The organism is Vibrio sp. B1Z05, assembly GCF_052955985.1.
Genome location: NZ_CP130463.1, coordinates 2,377,891 through 2,391,102, shown reverse-complemented (window position 1 = coordinate 2,391,102; position 13,212 = coordinate 2,377,891). Strand labels below are relative to the sequence as shown.

Below are 13,212 nucleotides of genomic sequence, written 5' to 3'. Positions count from 1 at the left end.
GTTTTGACTTAACAAGGAATTTTATGGATATCACCGAATTACTTCGCTTTAGTGTAAAGCATAATGCTTCAGATCTACATCTTTCATCGGGCTTACCTCCTATGGTGAGGATAGACGGCGATGTGCGACGTCTGGAGATGCCAGAGTTTAGCGAGACTGAAGTCCACGAGCTTATTTTTGATATCATGGATGATGCCCAACGAAGTGAGTTTGAGTCAAATCTAGAGTTGGATTTTTCGATCGAGCTTGCAGGCGTGGGGCGATTTAGGGTTAATGCCTTTAATCAAAGTCGTGGCGCTTCAGCGGTATTTAGAACCATTCCCACCGATATCCCTACGCTTGAACAGCTAGATTGCCCGCCTATCTTCGAAAACATCGTCAATTATGAAAAAGGCTTAGTCTTGGTCACTGGCCCTACAGGATCGGGTAAATCTACCACGCTCGCGGCGATGGTGGACTATATTAATCGTCATCACAATAAACATATATTGACCATTGAAGATCCGATTGAGTTTGTACACCAAAGCAATAAGTGTTTGATCAATCAGCGTGAAGTACACCGTGATACGCACAGCTTCAAAGCGGCGCTCCGCTCGGCACTGCGTGAAGATCCAGATGTGATTTTGGTGGGAGAATTGCGCGACCAAGAGACCATTAGTTTAGCGTTAACAGCGGCTGAAACAGGGCACTTGGTCTTTGGCACATTGCACACCAGTTCGGCGGCCAAAACCATAGATAGGATTATTGATGTGTTTCCTGCCGGAGATAAAAACATGGTGCGCTCTATGCTTTCTGAATCACTGCGAGCGGTGATTGCGCAGAAGCTATTAAAGAGAGTGGGCGGCGGTCGTATTGCTTGTCATGAAATCATGTTGGCTAACCCAGCCATTAGAAATCTAATTCGGGAAGATAAAGTGGCGCAGATGTATTCCATTATCCAAACGGGCGCGTCACACGGCATGAAAACGATGGAGCAAGCGGCAAATCAATTGATGCAACAAAATCAGGTCACTAGAGAAGAAGTCGAAACTAAAATTGAGATTCAAGTCGGTCTTGGTGGCGGTTTTTAAGCGCAAAATAACAGCGAGGGCAGCAACATGGAATTGAAAGAGTTGTTAGGTGCAATGACACAGCACAAAGCGTCTGATCTTTACATTACAGTCGATGCACCTTGTATGTTTCGGGTCGATGGAGAGCTGCAACCGTTTGGTGAAAAGCTGCATCAATCAGGTGTGACTGCAATTTTAGACAGCATTATGGATAACGATAGGCGCAAAGAGTATCGAGCCTGCCGAGAAGCCAATTTTGCCATTGAAAGTGAATCGGGGCGTTTTCGTGTCAGCGCCTTTTTTCAGCGTGATTTACCCGGTGCGGTTATTCGACATATTGAGACAGAAATTCCGTCCTTTGAAGATCTTGGCTTGCCCAATACCTTAAAAGATCTGGCTATGGTTAAGCGAGGTTTAGTGCTGGTGGTTGGAGCAACAGGCTCTGGTAAGTCGGCAACGCTTGCCGCTATGGTGGGGCATCGAAATCAGCATCAACACGGGCATATTTTAACGGTAGAAGATCCGATTGAATTTGTGCATCAACATCAGCAAAGCATAGTGACTCAGCGTGAAGTGGGTTTAGATACGGAAAGCTACGAAATCGCGCTGAAAAACTCGCTACGACAAGCGCCCGATATGATAGTGATTGGCGAGATCCGCACCCCAGAAACCATGCGTTATGCGATGACCTTTGCCGAAACAGGGCATTTGTGTGTGGCAACCTTGCATGCCAATAATGCCAACCAAGCCTTAGAGCGGATTTTACATTTAGTCTCAAAAGATCAAAGAGAGCATTTTTTGTTGGATCTTTCGCTTAATTTAAAAGGGATTGTTGGCCAGCAACTGCTAAAAGCCAAAGATGGAAAAGGGCGTCATGTGGCATTGGAAATACTGCTTTCTACGCCAAGATCGTCCGATCTTATCCGACAAGGTGAGATTGCTGAAATTAAAAATTACATGAGTAAAACCAGACAAGAGGGGATCTGCACTTTTGATCACTCTTTGTTTAACTTAGTGATGCAAGACAAGATCACAGCAGAAGAAGCGTTGCGCAGTGCTGATTCAGCCAACGATCTGCGCTTAATGCTTAAAAATCAGCAAGGGACTAAAGGCAGTAGCCCCTTAGATGACGTTAAGATTGATATGGGGTGAGCTTAAAGGGGCGGTGAATCACTCAGCCCATTGATTTTCAAACCAACTTTCTAAGATCACAACGGCAGATTGGCAGTCCACATTGCCTTTGCTTAGTGCTTTATAACCGCCCATAGCAAAAAGGTCTGAGCGAGCTTCAGTGGTGGAGAGCCTTTCATCATGCAGCTCGACTTGTACGCCAAATCGACCATGTATTCTTTGGGCGAATTTTTTAGCTCTCGGGGTAATGGTTTTCAGATCTTTGCCATGCAAATCCGTTGGTAAGCCCACCACAACTAAGTCGGGTTTCCACTCTTGTATTTGAGTGCCAATGTCGTCCCAGTTTGGGATGCCATCTTTGGCTTTGAAGGCTTTTAGTGGGGTGGCGGTGCCAGTGATATCTTGTCCGATAGCACTGCCAATACTTTTAGTGCCATAATCAAACGCCATTATGGTTTTGCTCATGCATGTCCTGCTTGTGTTGATAATTGTGAGGCTTCGATGCCCAGAGATTGTACTGCGCTAGCCCAGCGGTCTTGTACTGGAGTACTGAAAATGATGTCAGGATCTGCTTCAATGGTTAACCAAGAATTCTCCGCTAACTCGCTTTCCAGTTGCCCTGCATCCCAACCCGAATACCCCAATGCCACTAGGTATTGAGTCGGTTCTTCTTCAGTACCTAATACCGATAAAATATCTTTTGAGGTGGTCATAGTGATGCCGTTGGTCATGACTAAGCTGGACTGATATTTATCTTTAGCCTGATGCAAAATAAAGCCGCGATCTTCGGAAACAGGACCACCATTGTGTACAGGTTGTTTTAGGCTATCACCCGCTTGAATATGGGCTGATTTTAGCTCTATCTGCTTTAGCATACCGCCAACGGTAATATCGATGGGAGCATTAATCATAATTCCCATCGCCCCATGTTCATTGTGCTCACAAATATAAATCACTGAGCGCTTGAAATGTGGGTCTTGCATCGATGGCATAGCCACCAAGAAATGATTGGTGAGATTCATGCATTCCCTCCTATAACAAGCCACCTCATTGAGGTGGCTATCAATGATGTCTGCATGACTGATTATTTGCCGATGCGACGCTCAATAGCATCCATCAATTTACCTGTAATCGAGATACCAAATTCAGTTTCGATTTCTACGATACAAGTAGGGCTAGTCACATTGATTTCGGTAACTTTATCGCCAATAACGTCCAAGCCAACAAAGATTAATCCTTTCTCTTTAAGTGTAGGACCGATTGCGTTCGCTATTGCAAAATCAGTGTCACTTAAAGGACGAGCTTCACCACGGCCGCCAGCCGCTAGGTTGCCACGAGTCTCACCTTTAGCTGGAATACGAGCTAGGCAGTACGGCATTGGCTCACCGTCAACAATTAAGATGCGCTTGTCACCGTTGCTGATATCTGGCACAAATGCCTGCGCCATAGCGTAGTTTTGACCGTGATTAGTTAAGGTTTCGATAATAACGGAGACGTTAGGATCGCCTTCTTTAACGCGGAAGATTGACGCGCCGCCCATACCATCTAGAGGTTTTAGAATTACATCTCTGTGTTGCTCGTGGAAGGCTTTGATTTTGTCTGCTTTGCGAGTCACGATGGTGGTTGGTGTCATGTCTGCAAACCATGCTGTGTAGAGCTTTTCGTTACAATCACGTAGGCTTTGTGGTTTGTTGACAATCAAGGTGCCTTCAACTTCTGCGCGCTCAAGAATGTAAGTTGCGTAGATGAATTCAGTATCAAACGGAGGATCTTTACGCATTAACACAGCGTCAAGATCAGACAAGCGGATGGTTTGCTCTGAAAGGAACTCAAACCAATTGTCAGGGTTTTTCTCTACTTTTAGAGTTTTGGTATCCGCAACGGCCACACCCTGATCTAAATGCAGATCATTCATTTCCATATAGTGGATTTCATAACCACGTTTTTGCGCTTCTAAAAGCATGGCAAAGCTAGAGTCTTTTTTAATATTGATGGACGAAATAGGGTCCATCACTATGCCGATCTTAATCATTTATTTCTCCTAGCCAAGATCGCCAAAGCGAACTTGGAGTGCGGTTATGGCTGTTAGGGCCGCGGTTTCTGTTCTAAGAACGCGCGGGCCTAATAATGTTTGTTCAAAGTTATATTCTGTGGTCATGTCAATTTCGGACTCAGAAAGTCCGCCTTCAGGGCCAATTAATAATTTCACTTCTGTGATTGGCTGAGGAAGGGTGTTGATAGAGTAGGGAGCTCTAGGGTGAAGATTGAGTTTCAACCCTTGATATTCTTCTTGGCACCACTGCTCTAGAGGCATGATAGGGCGGATGACGGGCACGGTATTTCGACCACTTTGCTCACAAGCGGCAATAGCGATTTTTTGCCACTGTTGCAGCTTTTTCTCGAAACGTTTTTGGTCTAGTTTCACGCCACAACGCTCAGAAATAAGTGGAGTGATCGTATTAACACCAAGCTCCACCGATTTTTGAATGGTGAATTCCATTTTGTCACCGCGAGAGACCACTTGCCCTAAGTGGATATCCAGTGGTGATTCTACATTGTGTTGTTTGGAATCTTGTATCTCAACCGCGACATTTTTCTTGGAGACCTCGGTAATGACAGCAGAATACTCAACATTGCTACCATCAAAGAGTGAAACCGCTTGGCCTACCTGCATTCGTAACACACGTCCAATGTGCCCTGCGGCATCATCGCATAGCTGAACGTGTGTGGCTGAAGATAAAGATTCAGGATGATATATCCTAGGAATGCGCATTAAAACTACACCTGTAACTAACTTAACAAAATAAATATGGTTGCTATGTTAGCAAATAACAAGAGGTGTCGCTTCGTCTGCGTGACAGGATTTATCTAATGTTTGCACTCTTGGTCAACAAATGGGTTTGAGTTGCCTTGAATTTTATCGATCATTTGGTTGCGCTGACATTCCCAATCAGTCACAGCATAGGTTTTATTCCATGCTTGCATCAGTTTAATTTGCTGATCTGATATCTTGATAGGGTAGTGCTGTGCCATATATAGGTAGGTTCGAGCAATAGCGCCACGAGCACGTTTTGGTGGCATCACTTTGTCGTCTTTAAAGCTGACTTGCATATGGCATTGACCATAGCTTACTCCACGGTTGCCATTCCACTGAGTAAAAGAGTAGTTAGAGCGGTCACCATTAACTTCGCCAATGGCAGGCACTAAGTTATGTAAATCCGCTTCCATCTCCTTATAAACAGGATCGCTCTTGGTGCAATTGGAGCGGCCGCCATGTTGCCAACATTGTCGCTGATTACCCAGTTGTGCGGCAGGCACAATGTGCTCCCATTCAATGCGATTGGCACGACGTTCTTGTTTACGTACTTGATAGCCACAATCGGATAATTGTGGTTTGCCCTTTTTGCCTTGCCAATCTATTTTGCATCCACAATAGAAGGTTTGTGGGTGTTGCTGATAGATGCCAACAGCCAGTCGTTTAGATTGATAAAAAGAGTGTGGTTTCGCATGCACTGATAGCGAGACCAGCAGTAGGCTAATGATAGGGAGAATATAACGTTTCAAGAGTAAATTACGGCTGTTGAGAAAAACAGCGCAGAGAATACAGCCACTTTGGCGCTTTGACCAGATATTGTTCAGCCTAATCTCGCCTTGCAGTTATAGATTGTAATAGTGTTATTAACAGAGTTGCTTACCAGTAAATTTAAGTTCATTGCCACAGTTGCGACAAGAGTAGTTAGTCTCCCCTCGCAGCACTTTATTGTGGCGACGTATCGATAAAGGATACTGGCGGCAAGAGCACTGATACTCAAACGTTTTGCCCTGCACCGAGCTGACATCCATAGAATGCGTACGATCTGGCTTGATACCAAACACTTTAGACATCACGTATTGCCACTCTTTACCGTGCGGTCTAACTCGCCCAAACACTTGATGAGTGATTAAGTGCGCAACTTCATGAGGCAGAACGTGCTCAATAAATTCTTGTTGGTTTTCCGCCAGCAATACGCGATTCAGCTTTATGGTATTCAACTGCAAAAAGGCTTTTCCGGCCGCCTTACCACGCATATCAGTTTCAATCGTAGGAATTGAAAACTGTCGCTCAAAGTGAGTATTAGCCACTTTGATGAGTGCTGTGGCTTTTCTAAGCAATTGGTATTGAATTGGCGTCATGCAGTGGTTTTGGCTATCGATTTAAAACGGGTACAACTTTAGCTTAATCTCTCTTTGGATACAAAGTTCGTGATAGATGCTTTGGGGTGAATAACTTGGGTAGATGTGTGGGAAAAATATGGATGATTTAGTTCATGTGGGGCGGGAGCGCAAAAATGTTGTTCAAAATTTTCATAGCGGTACTTCGTAACTCAGAAATCCCCCTTTTCTTGTTAGACTCGGAACAAATCCATAGTCTATGAGTGTTCATTTCACTAAACCGCTTATCACGACTTTGAAACGGAACCATTATTGGCAAGTTGTGCTTAAAATGTACTGTGTCATAATGAGATAAACCGTTATTAAATAGGTATTTATAGTGGAAGCGAAAGAATGCAAAGTTCAGGATATCCTTACAGAAAATAAAAAATATATTATCCCGCCTTATCAAAGGCCATATAGTTGGAGTGCTGATAATGCAGAACAACTTATCAATGATATTTACCAGAGTTACCTTTCAGATGAAAATGAATATTTCATTGGCAGTATGATATGCATCAATAAGGGAAATAATACTTTTGAAGTGGTTGATGGTCAGCAGCGATTAACGACACTTAGCCTTATAGTCTCAGAGTTGAAAAAACTCATTGATTTTCAGGGGGTAAAAGACGACTTACAAAAACGTATTTTACCAATAGATGTATATTCAGACGAAACTGATGAACCTCGATTAGTTGTTCGTAGTAAAGAGCATAGCTTATATAAGTTCTACATTCTTCAAGATAAAAAAGAATATAAACCAGAAAAGCCTACAGATACAGAACAATTATTTATAGACAATTCCTGTGTAGTAAGGAGTTTTCTATCTGATAAAGATCAGATTGATTTGAAGAAAATCGCGAAGTATATTCTCCACAATGTTTTTATAGTATTTGTACAAACTGATGATTTCGCATCTTCATTTAGGTTGTTTAATGTACTTAATAATAGAGGCCTACCTCTAAGTAATGCTGATTTATTGAAAAATACTCTTTTTGAGTCTGCAGCATCAATGAGAAAAGATTCAAGTCAAATAGAATCTTCTTGGTCTCAAATTGAGGATATGGTCGGTGTTAATAAACTAGACAAGTTTCTAACACTTCATCGGCTATCCGAAAAAAAGGATCGTGACCGTGTTTTACAGAAAGGCTTATCTTCGTTCATTGAGAGCTTACAGACTGACTTTTCAGATGATGCAGTAGAGATGGCTTTAATGCTAGTGAACTCTGCTAAGAATTACACTAGGCTAGCTGAAATTGATTTTGAAAACTTATCGTTAAAGAGACGTATCGCCTCACTAACAAATCTTGCTACTGATGAGTGGATTCCGCCAGTTATGGCGTTTATGAATCGAATGACTAGGAAGCAAGATTTAACATGGATTGAATTCGACGAGTTTGTCTCTGCTTTTGAGAAGGTATACATGCATGGAAGAATCAAAAACCTCGTTAAAAGTCAGAGAGAAATGGTCTGTTATTCTGCTCTTGTAGCTATAAACAATGAAGGGACTTTTTCGGAAATAATTGAACATGTAAATCAGCATGCCGATAACGAAGGGTTTATGGAATCTCTAGATAAGGATTTGTATGAACCAAGACCTAATCAAGTTAACTTAATCAAGTCTATTTTGTTACGTCTGGATCTTGAGCAACAAGATGAAAGTGTAATAAAAACATATACAGGGCGAATTACGATTGAACATATACTCCCGCAAAAATTAGCCAATGAATATTGGAACACTAGGTTCTCTAATGAAGAACATGCAGTATGGTTGCATAAATTAGGCAACCTAACATTAATAAGTGGCACAAAGAACTCTGAAGCTCAAAATAGCGACTTCGATAGGAAGAAAGATATTTACGAGAAGCTCAATAATAAAAGCTCTTTTGATCTTACAAAGGATATTTGTAAAGTTCCTGAATGGAATATTTCAGCCTTAAAAGATAGACATGAGACTTTAAAAAAGTCACTAATAAATCTCTGGTTTGTTAGGTAATATAGTCAATAAAAAATAACCATAGATTGAAAAGATAATTTAATCTATATGGCATAGACGTTTTGGGAATTTTTTGCTAATACGTTTATGTCCAAAACTTTCTTATAAATCAATCAACCTTCATTGTCTACCAACAATTATTGATAAAAACTGCCCACCAATTAATCGGTGGGCAATTGTCGTTTTGTGCTCTTTTATCCCGCAAAAACGCTAACTCTTTTTCTGAATCGTCGCGTGATAAGCGTGCCATGTGCCATAACCTAGAATGGGCATAGTAACTATCATTCCTACCCCGTAGGTGGCAAAGCCTATTAAAACACCCCCACAGATAATGGCCGCCCAAACTAGCATAGGGCCGGGGTTATTTTTAACCGCATTAAAACTGGAAAATATTGCGGTCATAATATCAACGCGTCTTTCTAGCATTAAAGGCATCGAGAAAACCGCAATGCTAAATACCACGGATGCCAAAATAAACCCTGTGATGGAACCAGTAATAAGGAATGGTGCAAATTCGACGATACTGGCGCCTTCCACGGAAGGGTATAAAGCATGCAGTAGTGAGGCTATTCTCATCCAAAATATCATGGCGACAACCAACAACACTGCAAAGCTCCATTGTGATGTGGAATTACGACCGATGGCTTTCATTGAATGCAGTAGGTTGGGTTGTTTGCCTCTTTCTCTTGCCCAACTGACATCGTATAACCCTAGCGCTAAAAATGGTCCAATGAGCATATAGATAATCAGCGCCGGCAGTATCACTAGGTGTGGATGATTACCTTGTAGGTAGATCAAGCCAACGATGCCTGCGGCGGCAATAGCAAAACAGGTGCCATAAAAGAGGCTAATAACGGGGGAGCGGACGAAGTCATTTAAGCCTAAAGCTAACCATTGAAAAGGGTCGCTGATGCTGATTTTATTGCAGGGCAGTGTTTTGGCATATTCACTGTTTTTGATTTCAGATGCTTTATGAAAATCACTGTCATCGTATGTACGAGGCATGATAATCCTCCTGATTGAGTCCCGTAATATTGACTCTGAACATGGGATAACTGGTTGTTAGCACTAGAAATCCTACTAGAGTCGGTCTGCTGCTATTTTGATTCCTTTATGTAAAAGGTGATCTATTTAACATTTTATTAACTTTCATAACTATCGTTGTGGATGCTAGGAATTACAAATTTTGCATGAAAAATAATCAGAAGGAGGTAGATGACAGGAGTAAACTGAGAGCAAAAAAAACCTCAGCACAAAGGCTGAGGTTGATATAAATAGGTGTTTCTAGTCGATTATAGACCAGCAAAATCCTTAAGGATTGCTGCTTTGTCTGTCGCTTCCCAAGGGAATTCTTCACGACCAAAGTGACCGTAAGCTGCTGTTTTCTTGTAGATAGGTTGTAGCAAGTTCAGCATTTCTTGTAAGCCGTATGGGCGTAGGTCGAAGTTTTGACGAACAGCTTCAATGATGATTTCTTGAGCTACTTTTTCAGTGCCGAAGGTTTCAATCATGATTGATGTTGGATCAGCAACGCCGATAGCGTAAGAAAGTTGGATTTCACAACGGTCAGCCATGCCAGCAGCAACGATGTTTTTCGCTACATAACGAGCTGCGTATGCCGCACTACGGTCAACTTTTGATGGATCTTTACCAGAGAATGCACCGCCACCGTGACGAGCTGCGCCGCCGTAGGTATCAACGATAATTTTACGACCAGTTAGACCACAGTCACCCATTGGGCCACCGATAACGAAACGACCGGTTGGGTTAATAAAAAATTTAGTTTCTTTGTTTAACCATTGCTCAGGAAGTACTGGTTTGATGATAGTTTCCATCACCGCTTCACGAAGCTCTTCTGTTGAAACACTTTCGCTGTGCTGAGTTGATAGAACAACAGCATCGATGCCGACAATTTTACCTTGGTCATATTGGAAGGTAACTTGAGATTTTGCATCAGGACGCAACCAAGGTAGCGTGCCGTTTTTACGTACTTCAGCTTGTTTTTCAACTAAGCGGTGAGAGTAAGTGATTGGTGCAGGCATTAATACTTCAGTTTCGTTAGTCGCGTAACCAAACATAATACCTTGGTCGCCAGCGCCTTGATCTTTAGGGTCAGCTTTATCAACACCTTGGTTGATATCTGGAGATTGCTTACCAATAGTATTTAGTACAGCACAAGAGTCAGCATCGAAGCCCATCTCTGAGTTTACATAACCGATTTCACGAACGGTTTGACGCGTTAGTTCTTCGATATCAACCCAAGCAGAGGTAGTCACTTCACCACCTACCATTACCATGCCAGTCTTTACGTAAGTTTCACATGCAACGCGAGCTTTCGGGTCTTGCTCGATGATTGCATCTAGAACCGCATCAGAGATTTGGTCTGCGATTTTATCTGGATGGCCTTCTGATACTGATTCAGAAGTAAACAGGTGCTTAGCCATGATGGGCTCCCTTATTCTGGTTTAAGAAAAGACGCATCATAGGCGTCTTTTGAATTGTACTTTAAGTAGGTGTTTCTACTTCTAGACGTCTATTCTAATTTTGAATAGACGAAATACAAGCTTTTTTACGATTTAAGTGAGTAAAATATTTGCGCTAGGTCACATTAGTTTTTACTAAATATCGTTAGATGTTAAATAAATCAATATCTCATAGTTTGAATTTTGCACGGGAAACTGTTTGCAGTAACAGAGGCGCTTTGCGACAATAACACCGCCCAACATCCTCTGTTGGGAACAGGACTTATTTTTTATAAATTGCTTATGCATTCAGGAGCAGACATGTCTTCTCGTAAAGATCTAGCCAATGCAATTCGTGCTCTTAGCATGGATGGTGTTCAACAAGCTAACTCTGGTCACCCAGGCGCACCAATGGGGATGGCTGACATCGCTGAAGTACTTTGGCGTGATCATCTAAACCATAACCCACAAAACCCAGAGTGGGCTGATCGTGACCGTTTTATCCTTTCTAATGGTCATGGTTCAATGCTGATCTACTCTCTGCTTCATTTGAGTGGTTATGAGTTGTCTATTGATGATCTTAAAAACTTCCGTCAGTTGCACTCTAAAACTCCGGGTCACCCAGAATATGGATATGCACCCGGCGTTGAAACAACGACAGGCCCACTAGGCCAAGGTATTACTAACGCTGTTGGTATGGCGATGGCTGAAAAAGCACTTGCTGCTCAGTTTAACAAGCCAGGCCACGACATCGTTGACCACTTCACTTATGCGTTCATGGGTGATGGCTGTCTGATGGAAGGTATCTCACACGAGGCATGTTCTCTTGCGGGTACTCTAGGTCTTGGCAAGCTAGTTGCTTTCTGGGATGACAACGGCATCTCAATTGATGGTGAAGTTGAAGGTTGGTTCTCTGACGATACACCTAAGCGTTTCGAAGCTTACGGCTGGCACGTAATCCCAGCAGTAGACGGCCATGATAGCGAAGCAATTAATGCGGCTATTATCGCGGCTAAAGCAGATCCTCGCCCAACACTTATCTGTACTAAAACAGTGATTGGCTTTGGTTCTCCAAACAAAGCGGGTACGCACGACTGTCACGGTGCTCCACTTGGTCAAGACGAAATCGTTGCGACTAAAGCGGCACTAGGTTGGGAATTCGGACCATTTGAAGTTCCTGCTGACATCTACGCACAATGGGATGCAAAAGCATCTGGCGCTGAGAAAGAAGCGGCTTGGAATGCTAAGTTTGACGCTTACGCAGCAGCATACCCTGCTGAAGCGGCTGAACTAAAACGTCGTGTTAATGGTGAGCTTCCAGCTCAGTGGGAAGAACAAGCAAACCAAATCATTGCTGATTTGCAAGCAAACCCTGCTAACATCGCATCTCGTAAAGCATCACAAAATGCACTAGAAGCATTTGGTAAAATGCTTCCTGAATTTATGGGCGGTTCTGCTGACCTTGCGCCTTCTAACCTGACTATGTGGTCTGGTTCTAAGTCTCTTGAAGCATCAGACTTCTCTGGCAACTACATTCACTACGGTGTACGTGAATTTGGTATGACAGCTATCATGAACGGTATTGCTCTGCACGGTGGTTTCGTACCATACGGCGCAACTTTCCTAATGTTCATGGAATACGCACGTAACGCAATGCGTATGGCTGCTCTAATGAAAGTTCAGAACATCCAAGTTTATACTCATGACTCTATCGGTCTGGGTGAAGATGGCCCAACTCACCAACCGGTTGAGCAAGTGGCTTCTCTACGTCTAACTCCAAACATGAGCACATGGCGTCCATGTGACCAAGTTGAGTCAGCAGTAGCATGGAAACTGGCTATCGAACGTAAAGATGGCCCATCTGCGCTTATCTTCTCTCGTCAAAACCTTGCACAGCAAGAGCGTGATGCTACTCAAGTAGCTGATATCGCAAAAGGCGGTTACGTACTGAAAGATTGCGTGGGTACTCCTGAGCTAATCATCATTGCGACAGGTTCTGAAGTTGAACTAGCAGTAGCAGCGCAAGCTGAACTCACTGCGGCAGGCAAAGCAGTACGCGTTGTCTCTATGCCTTCAACAGATGCATTTGATAAGCAAGATGAAGCTTACCGTGAGTCAGTACTTCCTTCATCAGTAACTAAACGTATTGCTGTAGAAGCTGGTATTGCTGACTTCTGGTACAAGTACGTTGGCTTCGGTGGCAAGATCATCGGCATGACAACATTCGGCGAATCTGCACCAGCAGGTGAGTTGTTCAAGATGTTTGGTTTCACTACTGAAAACGTAGTAAACACAGCTAAAGAGTTGTTAGCTTAATTAAAGTCTAGCAACCTCTAAAAAATGAAAGCCAGCAGTTTACTGCTGGTTTTTTTTGCATATTATA

Annotated in this window: 12 protein-coding genes; 4 read left to right on the top strand and 8 right to left on the bottom strand. The window is 42.9% G+C overall.

Annotated features, from left to right (window positions below; all coding sequences use genetic code 11):
* Window positions 1–23 precede the first annotated feature (23 nt).
* Together QV280_RS10860 and QV280_RS10855 are read left to right on the top strand one after the other, a co-directional pair.
* The gene (locus tag QV280_RS10860) at window positions 24–1,070 is read left to right on the top strand and encodes a type IV pilus twitching motility protein PilT (protein ID WP_152819419.1); all 1,047 of its coding nucleotides are present in this window, start codon (window positions 24–26) and stop codon (window positions 1,068–1,070) included.
* A 27-nt stretch (window positions 1,071–1,097) separates the two neighbouring features.
* Window positions 1,098–2,201, top strand: a complete 1,104-nt coding sequence (locus tag QV280_RS10855) for a PilT/PilU family type 4a pilus ATPase (RefSeq protein ID WP_152819420.1) — start codon at window positions 1,098–1,100, stop codon at window positions 2,199–2,201.
* 18 nt (window positions 2,202–2,219) lie between these two features.
* Here QV280_RS10855 and ruvX read toward each other — a convergent pair whose 3' ends face one another.
* The 6 genes from ruvX to QV280_RS10825 form a co-directional block, all read right to left on the bottom strand.
* Entirely contained in the window at window positions 2,220–2,645 is a 426-nt protein-coding gene (ruvX, locus tag QV280_RS10850; RefSeq protein WP_023405074.1) for a Holliday junction resolvase RuvX, read from the bottom strand.
* Complete coding sequence (locus QV280_RS10845) at window positions 2,642–3,202, bottom strand: YqgE/AlgH family protein (protein ID WP_023405075.1); 561 nt, start codon at window positions 3,200–3,202, stop codon at window positions 2,642–2,644. The genes ruvX and QV280_RS10845 overlap by 4 nt, the downstream gene beginning before the upstream one ends.
* 62 nt (window positions 3,203–3,264) lie before the next feature.
* On the bottom strand, window positions 3,265–4,212 hold the full coding sequence (gene gshB, locus QV280_RS10840; RefSeq protein WP_023405076.1) for a glutathione synthase: 948 nt from the start codon (window positions 4,210–4,212) through the stop codon (window positions 3,265–3,267).
* A 9-nt stretch (window positions 4,213–4,221) separates the two neighbouring features.
* On the bottom strand, window positions 4,222–4,953 hold the full coding sequence (gene rsmE, locus QV280_RS10835; RefSeq protein ID WP_152819421.1) for a 16S rRNA (uracil(1498)-N(3))-methyltransferase: 732 nt from the start codon (window positions 4,951–4,953) through the stop codon (window positions 4,222–4,224).
* A gap of 95 nt (window positions 4,954–5,048) precedes the next feature.
* The gene (locus QV280_RS10830; protein WP_152819422.1) at window positions 5,049–5,744 is read right to left on the bottom strand and encodes an endonuclease; all 696 of its coding nucleotides are present in this window, start codon (window positions 5,742–5,744) and stop codon (window positions 5,049–5,051) included.
* A gap of 114 nt (window positions 5,745–5,858) precedes the next feature.
* On the bottom strand, window positions 5,859–6,353 hold the full coding sequence (locus QV280_RS10825) for a SprT family zinc-dependent metalloprotease (protein ID WP_152819423.1): 495 nt from the start codon (window positions 6,351–6,353) through the stop codon (window positions 5,859–5,861).
* Between the two features lie 358 nt (window positions 6,354–6,711).
* On the opposite strand from QV280_RS10825, the gene QV280_RS10820 reads away from it, so the two are divergent.
* On the top strand, window positions 6,712–8,367 hold the full coding sequence (locus tag QV280_RS10820; protein WP_367869509.1) for a DUF262 domain-containing protein: 1,656 nt from the start codon (window positions 6,712–6,714) through the stop codon (window positions 8,365–8,367).
* A 210-nt stretch (window positions 8,368–8,577) separates the two neighbouring features.
* On the opposite strand, the gene QV280_RS10815 is transcribed toward QV280_RS10820, so the two are convergent.
* Together QV280_RS10815 and metK are read right to left on the bottom strand one after the other, a co-directional pair.
* A complete protein-coding gene (locus QV280_RS10815) occupies window positions 8,578–9,372 on the bottom strand; it encodes a DUF2189 domain-containing protein (RefSeq protein WP_152819424.1) in 795 nt (264 codons plus the stop codon).
* Between the two features lie 287 nt (window positions 9,373–9,659).
* A complete protein-coding gene (gene metK, locus QV280_RS10810) occupies window positions 9,660–10,811 on the bottom strand; it encodes a methionine adenosyltransferase (protein ID WP_021712314.1) in 1,152 nt (383 codons plus the stop codon).
* Between the two features lie 339 nt (window positions 10,812–11,150).
* Between metK and tkt the strand changes: the two genes are divergently transcribed.
* Complete coding sequence (tkt, locus tag QV280_RS10805) at window positions 11,151–13,145, top strand: transketolase (RefSeq protein ID WP_152819425.1); 1,995 nt, start codon at window positions 11,151–11,153, stop codon at window positions 13,143–13,145.
* Window positions 13,146–13,212: the final 67 nt, after the last annotated feature.

Coding starts and splice junctions, on each gene's coding strand:
- ruvX (WP_023405074.1), bottom strand. CDS start 2,645: ATGAGCAAAACCATAATGGCGTTTGATTATGGCACTAAAAGTATTGGC.
- QV280_RS10815 (WP_152819424.1), bottom strand. CDS start 9,372: ATGCCTCGTACATACGATGACAGTGATTTTCATAAAGCATCTGAAATC.
- QV280_RS10855 (WP_152819420.1), top strand. CDS start 1,098: ATGGAATTGAAAGAGTTGTTAGGTGCAATGACACAGCACAAAGCGTCT.
- QV280_RS10845 (WP_023405075.1), bottom strand. CDS start 3,202: ATGAATCTCACCAATCATTTCTTGGTGGCTATGCCATCGATGCAAGAC.
- gshB (WP_023405076.1), bottom strand. CDS start 4,212: ATGATTAAGATCGGCATAGTGATGGACCCTATTTCGTCCATCAATATT.
- tkt (WP_152819425.1), top strand. CDS start 11,151: ATGTCTTCTCGTAAAGATCTAGCCAATGCAATTCGTGCTCTTAGCATG.
- QV280_RS10860 (WP_152819419.1), top strand. CDS start 24: ATGGATATCACCGAATTACTTCGCTTTAGTGTAAAGCATAATGCTTCA.
- QV280_RS10825 (WP_152819423.1), bottom strand. CDS start 6,353: ATGACGCCAATTCAATACCAATTGCTTAGAAAAGCCACAGCACTCATC.
- metK (WP_021712314.1), bottom strand. CDS start 10,811: ATGGCTAAGCACCTGTTTACTTCTGAATCAGTATCAGAAGGCCATCCA.
- rsmE (WP_152819421.1), bottom strand. CDS start 4,953: ATGCGCATTCCTAGGATATATCATCCTGAATCTTTATCTTCAGCCACA.